Annotated in this window: 12 protein-coding genes and 1 tRNA gene; 7 read left to right on the forward strand and 6 right to left on the reverse strand. The window is 35.8% G+C overall.

Going from position 1 to position 14,642, the window contains the following annotated elements; genetic code table 11:
• The first annotated feature begins 35 nt into the window (after positions 1-35).
• From porL to AC3RVG_RS09675, 4 genes are all read left to right on the forward strand, one after another.
• Complete coding sequence (gene porL, locus AC3RVG_RS09660) at positions 36-689, forward strand: type IX secretion system motor protein PorL/GldL (protein WP_489691259.1); 654 nt, start codon at positions 36-38, stop codon at positions 687-689.
• A 44-nt stretch (positions 690-733) separates the two neighbouring features.
• Entirely contained in the window at positions 734-2,311 is a 1,578-nt protein-coding gene (gene porM, locus AC3RVG_RS09665; RefSeq protein ID WP_489691260.1) for a type IX secretion system motor protein PorM/GldM, read from the forward strand.
• A gap of 24 nt (positions 2,312-2,335) precedes the next feature.
• Entirely contained in the window at positions 2,336-3,235 is a 900-nt protein-coding gene (gene porN, locus AC3RVG_RS09670; protein ID WP_489691261.1) for a type IX secretion system ring subunit PorN/GldN, read from the forward strand.
• Between the two features lie 135 nt (positions 3,236-3,370).
• Entirely contained in the window at positions 3,371-4,414 is a 1,044-nt protein-coding gene (locus tag AC3RVG_RS09675) for an NAD(P)/FAD-dependent oxidoreductase (protein WP_489691262.1), read from the forward strand.
• Between the two features lie 16 nt (positions 4,415-4,430).
• Here AC3RVG_RS09675 and AC3RVG_RS09680 read toward each other — a convergent pair whose 3' ends face one another.
• Complete coding sequence (locus AC3RVG_RS09680; RefSeq protein WP_489691263.1) at positions 4,431-4,811, reverse strand: DUF983 domain-containing protein; 381 nt, start codon at positions 4,809-4,811, stop codon at positions 4,431-4,433.
• Between the two features lie 99 nt (positions 4,812-4,910).
• On the opposite strand from AC3RVG_RS09680, the gene AC3RVG_RS09685 reads away from it, so the two are divergent.
• Complete coding sequence (locus AC3RVG_RS09685; protein WP_489691264.1) at positions 4,911-6,821, forward strand: ABC-F family ATP-binding cassette domain-containing protein; 1,911 nt, start codon at positions 4,911-4,913, stop codon at positions 6,819-6,821.
• Between the two features lie 37 nt (positions 6,822-6,858).
• Positions 6,859-7,041 carry a CPXCG motif-containing cysteine-rich protein gene (locus AC3RVG_RS09690; RefSeq protein ID WP_489691265.1) on the forward strand — a complete coding sequence of 61 codons (183 nt, stop codon included), beginning with the start codon at positions 6,859-6,861 and terminating at the stop codon, positions 7,039-7,041.
• 96 nt (positions 7,042-7,137) lie between these two features.
• On the opposite strand, the gene AC3RVG_RS09695 is transcribed toward AC3RVG_RS09690, so the two are convergent.
• Positions 7,138-8,688: an AsmA family protein gene (locus AC3RVG_RS09695; RefSeq protein WP_489691266.1), complete on the reverse strand. Its 1,551-nt coding sequence runs from the start codon at positions 8,686-8,688 to the stop codon at positions 7,138-7,140.
• A gap of 108 nt (positions 8,689-8,796) precedes the next feature.
• Between AC3RVG_RS09695 and AC3RVG_RS09700 the strand changes: the two genes are divergently transcribed.
• Positions 8,797-8,869, forward strand: a tRNA-Met gene (locus AC3RVG_RS09700).
• 268 nt (positions 8,870-9,137) lie between these two features.
• Here AC3RVG_RS09700 and AC3RVG_RS09705 read toward each other — a convergent pair.
• The 4 genes from AC3RVG_RS09705 to AC3RVG_RS09720 form a co-directional block, all read right to left on the reverse strand.
• Positions 9,138-10,070 carry a phytanoyl-CoA dioxygenase family protein gene (locus tag AC3RVG_RS09705; RefSeq protein WP_489691267.1) on the reverse strand — a complete coding sequence of 311 codons (933 nt, stop codon included), beginning with the start codon at positions 10,068-10,070 and terminating at the stop codon, positions 9,138-9,140.
• A 96-nt stretch (positions 10,071-10,166) separates the two neighbouring features.
• A complete protein-coding gene (locus tag AC3RVG_RS09710) occupies positions 10,167-10,571 on the reverse strand; it encodes an OsmC family protein (protein ID WP_489691268.1) in 405 nt (134 codons plus the stop codon).
• A gap of 161 nt (positions 10,572-10,732) precedes the next feature.
• Entirely contained in the window at positions 10,733-11,320 is a 588-nt protein-coding gene (locus tag AC3RVG_RS09715) for an alpha-ketoglutarate-dependent dioxygenase AlkB (protein ID WP_489691269.1), read from the reverse strand.
• Positions 11,321-11,370: 50 nt separating this feature from the next.
• Positions 11,371-14,499, reverse strand: coding sequence for a CRTAC1 family protein (locus AC3RVG_RS09720; RefSeq protein ID WP_489691270.1), 3,129 nt, complete (start codon positions 14,497-14,499; stop codon positions 11,371-11,373).
• Positions 14,500-14,642 lie beyond the last annotated feature (143 nt).

The following is a 14,642-nucleotide window of genomic DNA, read 5'->3' on the forward strand; positions in this document are numbered from 1 at the left end:
CCTTAACTTAAACTCTCAATTAAAAATTAAGCATTATGGCACAAGCAAAATCAACTAAGAAATTATTTAATATGGCCTATGGCCTTGGAGCTTCGATAGTAATTATTGGAGCGCTTTTTAAAATCCTTCACTGGGAAATTGGTCCATTAAACGGAGGTATTCTTTTGGCAATCGGACTTATTACTGAAGCACTTATTTTCGCAATCTCTGCTTTTGAACCAGTAGATGATGATTTGGATTGGTCATTGGTTTATCCTGAACTTGCTGGTGGAGCAGGTGGCTTAAGAAAAGGAGCTGTTAAAGATCCAGAAGATGCACAAGGACTTTTGTCTAAAAAACTAGACGATATGCTTAAAGACGCACGTATCGATTCTGAATTAATGGACAGCCTTACTACAAGCATCCGTTCTTTTGAAGGTGCTGCTAAAGGTATGGCTCCAACTGCTGAAGCAATGAGTTCTACTAAAAAATACAGCGAAGAGATGGCGCTTGCCGCTGCACAAATGGATTCATTGAACAGCTTGTATAAAGTTCAAATAGAATCTACTAGCCGTCAGACTGAAGCCAACGAAAGAGCGGCAGAAAACGCTGAACAGCTTAAACAACAAATGCAGCACTTAGCTACCAACCTTTCTTCATTGAACGGTGTTTATGGAGGTATGCTTTCTGCAATGAGTAATAAAAACTAAGATAGGTCTTCACCTTAATTATTAATCTTTAAAAAAGAATAAAAATGGCAGGAGGAAAACTATCCCCAAGGCAGAAGATGATTAACCTAATGTATTTGGTTTTCATCGCGATGCTTGCATTGAACATGTCCAAAGAAGTATTATCGGCTTTTGGATTATTAAACGAAAAAATAGAAGTTGCTAACGTTTCAACATCTCAGCGTAACCAAGCCTTTATGGATGGATTGGCTCAGAAGGTAATTGATGAGCCTGCACAATACGCAGCTGTTGAGGCAAAAGCAAAAGAAATTTCACAAATTTCTGATGAACTAGACACTTATCTTGCTTCACTTAAATCTGGTTCAATGGAAAAAATTGAAGACCCTACAGATTACGAGGTAATGGATAAGCCAGATCACTTTAACAACTTGTTTTTTACAGGTGAAAAGTATAAAGAAGGCGGACAAGAATTTTTAGCAAATATGGATAAATACCGTACAGAAATGATTAAGGTATTATCAGATCCAGCTTTGGCAAAGGTTGCCGGTATCGATGCTATTATAAAATCTATTGAAACTAATTTTTCAACAGCAGAAGTTACTAACCGTGATGGTAAAAAGGTAAATTGGTTAAACTATAACTACGAAGGATTTCCTTTAGTGGCTTCATTAACCAAACTTACCCAGATTCAAGCGGATGTTAAATCTACCAAAAGTGAAGTTTTACAAAGAATGCTTGCTGGACAACAAGCCGCAGCTTTATCTTTCAGCAACTACTCTACGTTAATGGAATCTTCAAAATCTGCATATTATTCAGGCGAAAAATTTGATGGTGCTATTGTGTTAGGACGTACTGATGAAAGTACTAAGCCAAAAAGAGCTGAATTGACTTTAGACGGCAGAAAACTAGTAGAAAATACAGATTATACTTTTGAAGGTGGTAAAGTAAAACTGAATGTGAGTGCAGGTTCTCCTGGAGATCACAAAATTGAGGGAACTTTATATTATGGTGAAGGCGGTGAAGAAACTGAAGTAGCGGTGAACCGCTCCTTTGCTACAATTTCATTACCAAATTCAGCAGTAATCGCTGCAGACAAAATGAACGTAGTTTATCGTGGTGTAGATAACCCAATGACGGTTTCTATTCCTGGTATTCCAGATAATAAAGTGAACGCTTCGGCAGCTGGACTTTCAAGAGTTTCAGGAAGTAAATATGTAATGCGTCCAGGAGCTGGTAGAACAGTTATGATTTCGGCTAATGGAACATTGCCTGATGGGAAACCAGTAGGTTCAAAACAGGAATTCCGCATTAAAGATATTCCACCACCAGTTGGTGCAATTCGTGGAGAAACTGGAATTGTACGTATGGAACGTGGCGGTCTTGAAATATCTACAGTTTCAGCAGTATTGCAAGATTTTGATTTTGAATTAAACATTAACGTAACAGGCTTTAGCTTTAAAGTTTCTGGACAACCTACAGTTAAGGTTAACGGAACTAGACTTGATGCTGCTGCTAAAGGAGCGTTAAGAAGAGCACAGCGTGGAGATGCAGTTCAAATTTTTGACATAAGTGCTAATCTAGCTGGAAATTCAGGTTATATGTTGAAAAAGATTTCTCCTGTAATTATTGAATTGACAAACTAATTTTAGAATAAAAACCCTATAGGTATGAATTTGAAAAATGTTGTTTTATGTGTTTTTGGTCTTGGAATGGCTGCTGGTGCTAGCGCACAAGTAAACATTTTAAACGCCAAAACCCCTGAGGATATAGGCAAGAAAACCGAATCGCAAATTGCTTATGACAATGATAAACCGTTACCTTATGGGTATACGGACGAGCGCGATGTGCTTTGGTCTAAAACCACTTGGGAGATAATTGATCTTGATGAAAGAGTAAATTTCCCATTGTATTACCCTATAGACACCAACAATATTGGTTCAGATAGACGTTCACTTTACGACGTTTTGGTGAAAAACATCAAAAACGGAAAAATAGATGGCGTATATGCAGATTCATATTTTACCGAAAAGCGTACGTTGCAAGACATAAACGCCTCTTTGGTTTATAGCGATACTACAGATTTAGGTATTGAGCAGTATAACGCCGAAGGTGTTGTGGATGATCAATATGTGCGTCGTTTTTCATTAGATGCTGGAGATATTGATTCTTGGCATATTAGAGGCTATTGGTATCTAGACAAGCGTCAAGGTGAACTGAAATATCGTTTACTTGGTCTTTGTCCGGTTGCAAATGAAGCGCGTTCTAAAGCTTTTCCCGGAGATGGGCTTGAGTCTAAAGTTGAACTTTTTTGGGTATGGTTTCCAGGAGCTCGTGAGGTTTTACACGAAGCAAAGGCATTCAACCGGAAAAATACTTCGCAACCAATATCTTACGATCACTTGTTGAACTCTAGACGCTTTAATGCGGTTATTTATAGAGAAGACAATGTTCAAGGCGATAGAGGTGTGAATGATTACATAAACGATAATGCACTTATGCAGTTAATGGAATCTGAGCGAATCAAAGAACAAATACGTAACATTGAAATAGATTTGTGGAATTATTAATTTGTTGATAATTTCATAATTTGAAGAAAGCCCTTCAAGTTCCATTTTTGGAAACTGAAGGGTTTTTTAATTCCGCCAATATTTGAAATAGTATTTATTGATGAAGAGGCGGTTTTTAAAAATTTAAAATTGACAATGAAAAAGGTAGATTATATAGTAGTTGGGCTCGGAATTGCCGGAATTAGTTTGTGCGAGCAACTTCAAAAGCAAAATAAGAGCTTTGTAGTGGTTGACGGTGGCGCTGAAGGTTCTACGGCTAAATCTGGTGGGGTTTTTAATCCAACGGTTCTAAAACGCTTTACTGCGGCCTGGAATGCAGCTTCCTTTTATCCCACAGCGATTGATTTTTATAATGAACTATTAAAAAAACTCAATCAGAATATATTTATTGAAACCCCAGTTCTACGGATTTTTAAAAGTGTTGAGGAACAAAACAATTGGTCGGTGGCAAGCGATAAAAAGGACTTGCAACCCTTTCTTTCTTCGGAATTTTTAAAGAATACGAATCCAGCAATAGACGCAACATACGGTTTTGGTGAAGTTTTAGGCACCGCTCAAATTGATGCCGTACAATTGCTTTCTGGCTACCGCGCTTATTTACAGACTGCAGATTTATTGCTTACAGAAACCTTCGAATATAACTTGGTGCAACAAAAAGAAAATGAGATCTGTTACAAAAACATTTCAGCTAAAAAAATCATTTTCGCTGAAGGTGCAAAAGCAATAGACAACCCATTTTTTCCGAAGCAAACAATTATTGGCAATAAAGGGGAATACGTAGTTATAGCTGCTCCTAAGCTTCAATTGGACGCGCTATTAAAGGGCCCTATGTATGTAATTCCGGCGGGCAAAGATCAATACAAAGTTGGCGCAACTTATAGCCGCGATGATTATAGTGTTAATCCAACCGAACTGGCAAGGGAAGAAATTCTTTCGAAATTAAGAACATTTATAAACTGTCCTTTTGAAGTAGTTGGGCAAACGGCTGGCGTTCGACCTACAACTAAAGACCACAGGCCTTTATTGGGAAGTTTGGTTGAAAATCCAAATTTGGTTTTTTTCAATGGTTTGGGCTCGCGAGGATTTTTAATGGCACCTTTGCTGGCAGAAATACTAATAAATGCATTGGAAAATAAAAGTGCGCTTCCTAAAGAAATGGATATTCAGAGAATGTTATAATTTTCTCTTACTTGGATTATACTTTAGTTTCGTCGTAATCCACAAAAAGATTGATCCAAATATTTCGTGATATTCGAACGATAAGAGGAAATAATACCGCCAAGGATATAATAATAGCTAAAAATGAATAATTTCTATCAAGCCCAAGAATGAAGTATGAAATAACGAACGCGGCGACAGAAATTGCGACACCAACGCCATAACTTACATACATTGCTCCAAAAAAGAATGACGGTTCTATCTTAAATTTTTTTCCACAATGCTCACAATGCTCATGCATTTCCATAATTTTAGAAATTTTATAAGGATTATCCTCTAAATACATATCACCCTCTTGACATACGGGGCAAGTGCTTGTAAAAATACTATTGAGTTTGGAACCTTTAAGGAAATGCATTGTAGACTTTTTTAACACCACAAAAATAAGCATCTTTGCAAAAATTTCAGCAGTAATTCCCAATTCATTAATTTATAATACTGCATTCATAACATACTAATGATCAACATCCACAATCTTTCGGTTTCCTTTCAAGGGGACTATTTATTCGAAAAAATAACTTTTCAGCTAAAGGCAGGCGATCGCGTGGGTCTTGTTGGTAAAAATGGCGCCGGAAAATCTACCTTACTTAAAATTATTTCCGGAGAACAGGAATATGATAGCGGACAAATAGCGACCGATAAAGAAATATCTATTGGGTTCTTAAAACAGGATTTAGAATTTGATATAGGTCGAACGGTGTTGGAAGAATCTTATGAAGCTTTTATCGAAATAAAAAAATTAGAGAAAAAGCTTGATGAAATAAACACCCAACTTGCCGAACGCACAGATTATGAAAGTGATACCTACCATGACTTGATGGTAGATTTAAACGATGTTCAGCACCAGTATGAAATTCACGGTGGTTATAATTATCAAGGTGAAACGGAGCGTATTTTACAAGGTTTAGGTTTTCAAAGAGAAGATTTTTCAAAACTTACCGAAACTTTTTCTGGAGGTTGGCGTATGCGTATTGAGCTTGCGAAATTATTGCTTCAAAATAACGATATTCTGCTTTTGGATGAGCCTACCAACCACTTAGATATTGAATCTATAGTTTGGTTAGAAGAGTTCTTAAAAGGTTACGCAGGTGCTGTGGTAATTGTGTCTCACGATAAAATGTTTTTGGACAACGTAACGAATCGAACCATAGAAATTTCTCTTGGAAAAATATACGATTTCAATAAACCCTACACCCAATATTTAGTACTTCGGAATGAATTGCGCGAGCAGCAATTGGCTTCGCAAAAGAATCAGCAAAAGCAGATTGAGCAAACTGAAAAGCTAATTGATAAATTTCGCGCCAAGGCTAGTAAAGCAACTATGGCGCAGTCGCTTATAAAAAAGCTTGATAAAATTGACCGTATTGAAGTTGATGAAGACGACAATAGTGTAATGACCTTACGTTTCCCGATTTCCATCACGCCGGGAAAAGTGGTAATTGAGGCTGAAAACATTTCAAAAAATTACGGTGATAAAAAAGTATTGAATGGCGTAGATCTTTTGGTTGATCGCGATAGCAAAATAGCTTTCGTAGGTCAAAACGGACAAGGGAAATCTACTTTGGCAAAAATTATTGTCGGCGAAATAGAATACGGCGGTAAACTCGTTTTAGGCCACAACGTACAAATAGGTTACTTCGCACAAAATCAAGCAGATCATTTAGACGGTACTAAAACCGTGCTCGATACAATGATTGATGCTGCTAATGAAAAAAACCGAAGCCGCGTTCGCGACATTTTAGGTTCTTTTCTTTTTCGTGGCGATGAAGTAGATAAATATGTGCGTGTATTGAGTGGTGGTGAACGAAACCGTTTGGCACTGGCAAAACTATTGCTGCAACCTTTAAATGTTTTGGTGATGGATGAACCCACGAATCACTTGGATATAAAATCTAAAAACGTTTTAAAAGATGCGTTAAAAAGCTTCGAGGGGACATTGCTTTTGGTTTCTCACGATCGTGACTTTTTACAAGGATTAACTAATAAAGTTTACGAATTTAAAGATCACCATATTAAAGAATATTTGGGTGATATTAATTACTTCCTCGAGCAACGAAATCTTGAAAATCTTCGCGAAGCCGAAAAGCGGACCGTTGTTTCAGTAGTAAAGGAAAAGCGAACTGCAGGGGAGGAGTACGAGATTCAGAAAAAACTTAAATCGGCTAAAAATAAATTGAGCAATGTGGAATCTTCTATTTCTTCTTTGGAAAAAGAAATTGCAACAATCGACACAGAATTGCTAGTTCGTTATGAAGAAACCATTGCCAAACCTCACTTTTTTGATAAGTATCAAGAAAAGAAAAAGAAGCTTAAAAAGCTGATGGAGGATTGGGAGATTCTTCAAGAAACGGTGGAATCATTAGCTTAAATTTTTGAATGTTTTTATAAATTTTTTCTTGTAAAATATGCTTGAACACTTATTTCAATGTCCGCATTGTTGGGAGGAAATCTCAATGTTACTAGATACTTCCGTAAGACATCAAGTTTATATTGAAGACTGCGAAATTTGTTGCAACCCGATAGAATTGGATGTAAATTTTCAGAATAGCGAATTAATAGGCTTTACAGCGAAGCAAATTGGACAATAGAGTATATTTCAATAATTTTCGTAATCCCGCCGGATAACGCCATTTTTAGCTCCTAGTAAAGGTTAGAAACTATCCAGTGGATAAGCCATTAAAAATTTATATCATAATTTTAGTGAGTGCCGCCTTTATACTAACCCACAGAAAATTAAAAATAGATTTGGTCTGGTCTCTACTTGCCACGGCAGTGCCTTCTTTAAAATTGTCTTTTTCGGTTTTACTATTTTTCGAGATTAATAAATTTGTAATAGCCGACAGAAATTTATTTTTTCTCTTTCCATCTTTTTGAAGCACGCTAACATCGAAGTTGGAATAGCTCATTTTCATATCTGTTGTAGAAGTTTCTTTATTTCCATCAATAGTAAAATAGGTTTTGTTAGTCTGCCCATTTAGCCTAACTTTTAAATTAGGTTCTGTAAAACTATTCAGTTTATCTACTACTAAAGTGCCCATATTTGCTTTAAAAACAAATGCATCCGACTTCGCGTTTACATCAAAATTCCAATCAACCTCGATTGGTGTATTTCCCATAAAATCTGCGGTAATATGTACTTCAGTTTTTTTAGGACTTCTGTAGGTATTGCTGGCATTAGAAATTGCTGCATCTAAATTTTCGAAATTGATGGAGCCGCCCATGTTCTCGGGTTTTACTCGCTCTTCGTATTTCAATTTCCCGTTGGTTATTTTCAGTAAATCTACGGTTAATGCAAAAGGCATATCGCGAAGCATTTTACTGTAAAGTGGTTTTATTTTTAAATCGTCCGCCACCAGCTTATCGCGGTAAATTTCTGCTGAAGGTGCTTCCATGGTAACCTTTTCGCTCTTGGCGAAGAAACGATTGTTTTTAAAGCCAAAATCTATGCCTTCAACCGAAAGCGATTGCATGGAGAGATCGTAATGGTCCCGTTCTGTGCTAATCAATCTTGAAAGCTCCCTTTTTGAATATTTTGTTTTCAAGTGAAGGTTTTTAAAAACGGCATTTCTGTTATCAATGGAAAAATCTTTTACAGATAGATTTTCATAAGGTCCAACTTTCACGAAAACGGTATCGCTTTTGGCATTATAAGTATTATAAGTTAATGGAATTCTACGCGCAATTGTGTTGTTATCAATCTTTATTCCTTCCACTTCAACGGAAAGTCCCTTCGTGTATAGTTTAGTAGAGTCTTTCCCTTTTTCAAAAATCGCGAATTTAGTATTATTGATTTTTAATTTGTCAATGATAATGGGTTTGTAGATTGAAAATATGTCATTGCGCAGCGTGTCTTCTTTTTTTTCGATCCGGTCTTGATAATAGGCAATTGTTGGGTTTTCTAGCGTAATGGTTTCTATGTGAATTTCGTTATTGACTAGATAATCCCAATAACTGATATCTGAAATTTTGAGCTTTTCAACATTCACAAAAGTGTGCTCCTTTCTATCCCGCTTGTTTTTAATAATAAGAGAGGCATTTGTAATCGTTAGCGAACCGCCAAAAGTTTCGACTGTAATACCTTCGTGAGCGCGTATCATATTTTCTGGTAACCGATTGGCTATAAAATCTTCAAGCTTATTTTTCAGAAGAATATTTACCGAAACTGTTGCAATAATAAGTATTGCTCCAAGCAACAGAACGGTAAATATTAATTTTTTGAAACCTTTTTTCATCATTTAAATATATGAAAAGTATGTATGAAAAATACACAAAAATATATTTTGAAAAAATTAGTATTTCTTTCTTGTAAACTCTAAAAAGCTTTGTATCTTTGCCGTCCATATCGCGGGATAGAGCAGTAGGTAGCTCGTCGGGCTCATAACCCGAAGGTCACTGGTTCGAGTCCAGTTCCCGCTACAAAGAAAAGCTCCTTAGTTTGAAAAAACTTGGGAGTTTTTTATTTTAAAATGAATTTAAATTTGAATGGGCTCTTATCCGCCGCGGCGGACACTGGTTCCCCCGATGCTTCGGGGCATTTTCCGTTACAAAGAAAAGCTCCTTAGTTTGAAAAAACTCGGGAGTTTTTTATTTTTATTCATTCCCCAAGCAATAACTTTTATTCCGATTGAATATTGAATATTGTTTGGTTTTTCTCGGTCATTTTTTTAATGTTGAGTATAATTTTTTAGAGCCAAGTTGTTTGTATTTCACGATCTAATGGCTGGTAATTAATATACTGTACTATACGTGGCCTCATTCCTGTGTTTGGGGAACTCCCATGAGGAAGCTTGTGATTCCAAATAATAAAATCACCAGCATTGCCAGAAATAGGTTTAGCTCCCAATTGGTGTAAATCATATTCTCTGGGATTCACGTTTTTTGGCAAATCTTCTAACCATTTCTCAATTTTTCGATGAAACCCAGGAACTAAAGTAAATGCTCCCTGATTTGCAGGTGTATCGGTTAAATATAATAATCCCTGAACACCAAAATATATTGGTTGCTTTAAGCTTACATCCCAATGTAAATCTGGTCCAGGAAATTTAAATTTATCAGTTTCTGGAGGATTAAAACTGGTTCTGTCCATACTTAAAATTAAATCATTTCTATTCCAAAGTTGTTGGTATACTTGTCTGATTATTTTAGAAGTTCTATTTTTATTCAATTGCTCGTGATTGAATAACTGTACCATTATCCCTTGTTTTTCGGGATGATGCTTATACCAAGTGGATTTGTCTGTCGGATCTATTTTTAAGAAATCTTGAATAACGGCTACACTAGCTATACAATCATCTTGAGAAATAGCATTTGGAATAATAACATATCCGTCTTCTTCCCATTGCTTCAGTGATTCTTTGTTTAATATTAATTCTTCATTTTCAAAACTTTCAACTTTTTTACTTTGAGAATTATATGCTGTGTTAAATAACGCTATCATATCTTCTGATAGGTGACCATTTTTAAGTATCCAATCTTCGAATTCAACAAACGAAGGGTCTGCATTAAATAAATACTTGTAAGTGGGCTCTATACCTATGCCTAAAGCATCAAATACCGCAGAAACATAATTGTGTTTAAGGTTTAGTTCGTCATCTACCATTCCTTTCTTTTGAAGCATCGTCGTTGACCAAATTTGCTTTAGATATGATATGCCGATTTTTTCGTTTTCAAATGACTTCGAATTATGAATTTCCTTTCTTTTCATCTTGGTCCTCTATTCAGAAATTTTATTTATAACACCCTCAATGGTGCAGCAGATTTTTACTGTATTATATATTGTACCAAACTTTTCAATATTTTTTTTCAGTAAATCAATATTTAAGGAATTGTCTTGACTGTAAATTTTCAATTCATAATTTATTTCGTCCATCCTTGGCGGTTTTTCGAGTCGAACAGCGTTTACTATTATCTCGGCATGCGAATACTCAAAATTCATTAATATAGAAAAACGCTCCACATTTTTAAGAATACAGGCTGACAACGATCCTAAGAATAATTCGGCTGGATTTGGTGACGTTTCAGCAGATTCTGGAGTAGTGCCAAATTTAATTTCGGAGTCTTTGATGTTTAGTGAAGCATCATTTTTGGAAACTGATTTTGCTTTAATAGAGTACTTCATAAATAAAATTGTTTTAATTATCAGATCGTGATATACGTTGAGTCAATCGAGGCTTATTATCGGTTACTGCACAAGTTACCATATTTCTACCGGCTCATTCAAAACCTATTATATAATTAGCTACGTCTTCAAATCTAAATCTGAATCGATATTTTTTAGAATTATTTAAAATTAGCATCCCTAAAAGTAATATTTATTCGTCCATTTTTATAAGCTGTATTTTGAAGTAAACTATGAGTATACCTAGATTGACAATGGGCTCCCATGACTAACAAGCTGCCGTTTGCTAAATCTAAATTATACATTTCATTACTAGCTTTATTACAGAAGCTAAACTCGCGTACTTCGCCCAAGCTAATCGACGGTAAAACGGTGTTGTAACCCGATGTTTCTTGATCGCTATGAAAAGGAGCGAAATAATTTCCGTTGGGATAATAAAGACACATTGCAAGGTCAAACTCCTTATTTAAGAATGCTTCAACTTTAGTCTTCAACTTCAGTAATGGTCCTTCCCAACTAAAGTTTTTTCCATGAATTTCTTCGGGGTGACTATTGCAGTTAATAAGTTTCTGTGTCGCAAATAAAATTTTAAAACTGTCTGTTTTAATTAATTTTCCGCCGGCCTGAATTATTAAGCGTGATTGGTCTATTTTGTATTTTTCAATTAATATGGTGTATAATTCGCTAGCTTCATCTTTACTTAAAAAATCGTTTATATAATACACTTCACTATCTATGGGTATTTTCATATTTACAATCTTGTATCTAAAGCGGCCTATTTAAACTGTTCTTTTTAATTTTATTGTTTTACAATTATACTATTAGGATAGTTAATTGAATAACTATGGTTTGCTTCTATATTGTTTAAAACCTCCTTTTCGCCATTGCTCCAGCGTATTTCAATTGATACATTTTCTGAATTCCCCAAACCTATGTGCTGTTCTTTAGGATGCACAGAAAGATAACCCGTAGTGCTATGGATTTCTCTCCAAATGCTACCATTTATAATGAAGGAAGAGCCAATGGCGTCCCTATTTATTTTGGCATTTGGGTCACCAATAAGTTTAATTTTTATCCAATTATTGCTATTTGCTGTTTTGTTCTCCAACATCGTCGCTTTCTCGTGATAGTTGTTTACAATTATATCTAAATCACCATCATCGTCATAATCAAAATAAGCACCACTGCGGGCGTTGCTGTTTAAATCTAAGGAAAACGCTTCGGCCTTATTGGTGAGCATTCCGTTTTCGTTTACAAAGAAGACATTTCGTTCCCGATCGCTTTCAGCATATTCAATAGATTTGGAATCTTCAGCGCGTTCAAAATAAAACGGATTTTCACTAGAATACACACTAAAATCGTTCATTCCATTTAGACAATACAAGTCTTCATCGCCATCATTATCAAAATCGAAAAAGTCTGCATCCCAAGACCAACCGGTGGCACCATAACCGCGGCCAATATTAGTTGAAAGGTTATACGTTAGCGATTCTTCTCCTTTAGAAGAAACAAACAGATCGTTAGCTTCAATAGTTCGAATAGTTGCCATCTTTTTTGGGTCAAATTTCATTTTGGTATCTGCATTTGGACTTACATATTTTTCATCTTTTTGCATCACCACAATATTCGAAATATAAAAATCTGGAAAGAAGTCGCCATTAAGATCGGCAATGCCTATATTCATTGTGTACGATGGTTTATCGGTGCCCAGTGTTTTACTCATATCCACAAACTTTCCTTCTGGGGTGTTGAGGTAATATTTGTTCACTCCAAAATCATTCCCAACGATAATATCCTGCAAACCGTCCTGATTAATATCTGAATGACCCACGGCTTGCGTCCAACCTGAATCTGAAAGTGTATCTGCAGCATAGGCTACTTCTTCAAACTTAAAATTCCCTAAATTTCTGAAAAGCTTATTGGCCATTCCATTTTGGTTGTCCCGTTGAATTGTGGGAAGAACTCCCGCTACATAATTACCGAAATAACCAATGTAAATATCGAGCAATCCATCATTGTCGTAATCAAAAGCGGTTGCTGGTCCGGCGACGGCGTTTTCGCCACCCAATTGCGCCTGGGCTGTCATATCTTCAAACTGAAGATCTCCCAGATTTCTGTAGATTCTGTTGGCATCGTTTACGTAGGTTATAAAAATGTCCTGTTTTCCATCATTGTCAAAATCGGCTATAATTGGTTGCCGCGCTTCGCCGAAAGAGTTTAAATCTTCATTCCAATTGTTTAGATTGGTTTTATCAGTTACATCTGTAAAAGTGCCATCTTTCGCATTGAGATATAGTTTGTTGCCAAAACCTCCTAAGAGCAAAATATCTATTGCGCCATCTTGGTTTATATCTTCGCACGCAACGCCAGAGCCTCCAAATGCTGGCGGAATGGCTAATTTAATCACGCCTTCTTCGGAAGAAGTAGTGTAGCCACGAATCAATCTATTTAGCCAGTCTGAAGATTTGTGTTCAAAATCTATTTTAGCAGCTGAATTAATTATTTCAAAACCCTGCGTGTTTTCATTTGTGCTTTTTGAAGAACTTAGTGCAACAGAAACTTCTTTTTTAGACGAATAATCGTAATTCGCGATGAGGTCTTTAACTTCAGATAAAGCGTTTTGTAAATCCTGAATATCAAGCACACTTTTTCCCGCAGATTTTGAAGTTTCACCCGCTAACCGAAGCACTAAAACCCCAAACTGCGCAATGCCTTCTACAAGCTGTTCTGCTGCATTTGGATCTAAACTTTTTAGAGTTCCTTTTTTAATGTCGTCCAGCGCGTAACCTAAAATTCTCCAATGAAAACCGCTGTCGCGAAAGGCATCCAAATCGTAAGATTCTATGGTGATAGCTTGCGCTCCGTTATTCGGAAAAAACGCTACATCTTCAAACGTATTGGTATAACTGGGCAAAAATATATTTAGTGCTTTTTGCACATCTGCAACTCGCAAAATAGCTTCATTATTTGTTTCGGAGTTTTTATCAGATTCTTGAAGTAAAGCTGCTGTAAAACCTATTAACGATTCTAAATAATAAGACCGCAATTCGTTCGAAGTTGTAAGTTCCGTAGGCCACTTCTGTCTAGCAAAATACACTTGTATGTTTCGGAGAAAAACATTTTCAGCCAATTGATTGTACTTTTCATAAGATTCAATTTTTTGCTTAATAATTTCCTTTGTCATCGCATTGTTGTCATCAGCTGCGGTGGTTTCACCTTTTGCGACGCTCGGATAATTTATTTCCTGTAAAGTGTGAATGTTTTTAGATTCATTCAATATCAATACCCAGCTATCTTTTAAACGCGTTTTGTTTATGGTAAATTCGTTGTGCTTTCGAGCGTTTATATCTGCAATTTTCAACGTTACGAGGGTAAGCAGGTTTACATAATCATTGGCAATTTGCAATGCTTCTTGATTGAATGATAATAATTCAGATTCCGAAAAATATAGCAAATCCTGTTCAACAGAAAGTAAGGAACGATACCCGTATGAAACGGAGCTGTACTGCCTAAAATCTTTTTGTTTAATAGTAATTGTACCTGTGGTGAGTTTGTATAAATAATCTCCCGAAGCATTCTTTGTATACTCTGAGAGATCGTTAATTACTGCGTGGATTTCGGAAGGTTCAATTTGGGATAAGCCTTTTCCTTGGGCCAAAATCGTTCCTTGTTGTTTTAAATAATAAATGATGCTTTTCTGAATTTCAATCTTAAAATTTCTGGCGTCTTCATTTAAAGGTGTGCCGTACATAAAATCTTCCAAACGGTTTGCTGTTGCGTAACATTTTGGATCTCGTTCCTTTTCCAATTCATATATTTTGTGAATAATATCTGAAACATTCGAAGTTACTTGGGCACGAACTAAAGTGGTAAATGCTATAAAAAATAGTAATATGAAAACAATACGCAAATAATAATTGTACTTCATTCTTTCTTGGTTAGAATTGTTTAATTGTTAAATATAGTAAAATAGAATTGTTAGCTATAAGTAAGGAGTTGATTATTAATCAATTACACTTTACCCTATTTATCTAGGGTTTTAACGAGTAAATAAAATAGAATTATAAAAAG

It is taken from the genome of Aequorivita sp. IT1282 (assembly GCF_058068205.1).

Coding starts and splice junctions, on each gene's coding strand:
- porL (WP_489691259.1), top strand. CDS start 36: ATGGCACAAGCAAAATCAACTAAGAAATTATTTAATATGGCCTATGGC.
- porM (WP_489691260.1), top strand. CDS start 734: ATGGCAGGAGGAAAACTATCCCCAAGGCAGAAGATGATTAACCTAATG.
- porN (WP_489691261.1), top strand. CDS start 2,336: ATGAATTTGAAAAATGTTGTTTTATGTGTTTTTGGTCTTGGAATGGCT.
- AC3RVG_RS09675 (WP_489691262.1), top strand. CDS start 3,371: ATGAAAAAGGTAGATTATATAGTAGTTGGGCTCGGAATTGCCGGAATT.
- AC3RVG_RS09680 (WP_489691263.1), bottom strand. CDS start 4,811: ATGCATTTCCTTAAAGGTTCCAAACTCAATAGTATTTTTACAAGCACT.
- AC3RVG_RS09685 (WP_489691264.1), top strand. CDS start 4,911: ATGATCAACATCCACAATCTTTCGGTTTCCTTTCAAGGGGACTATTTA.
- AC3RVG_RS09690 (WP_489691265.1), top strand. CDS start 6,859: ATGCTTGAACACTTATTTCAATGTCCGCATTGTTGGGAGGAAATCTCA.
- AC3RVG_RS09695 (WP_489691266.1), bottom strand. CDS start 8,688: ATGATGAAAAAAGGTTTCAAAAAATTAATATTTACCGTTCTGTTGCTT.
- AC3RVG_RS09705 (WP_489691267.1), bottom strand. CDS start 10,070: ATGCTTCAAAAGAAAGGAATGGTAGATGACGAACTAAACCTTAAACAC.
- AC3RVG_RS09710 (WP_489691268.1), bottom strand. CDS start 10,571: ATGAAGTACTCTATTAAAGCAAAATCAGTTTCCAAAAATGATGCTTCA.
- AC3RVG_RS09715 (WP_489691269.1), bottom strand. CDS start 11,320: ATGAAAATACCCATAGATAGTGAAGTGTATTATATAAACGATTTTTTA.
- AC3RVG_RS09720 (WP_489691270.1), bottom strand. CDS start 14,499: ATGAAGTACAATTATTATTTGCGTATTGTTTTCATATTACTATTTTTT.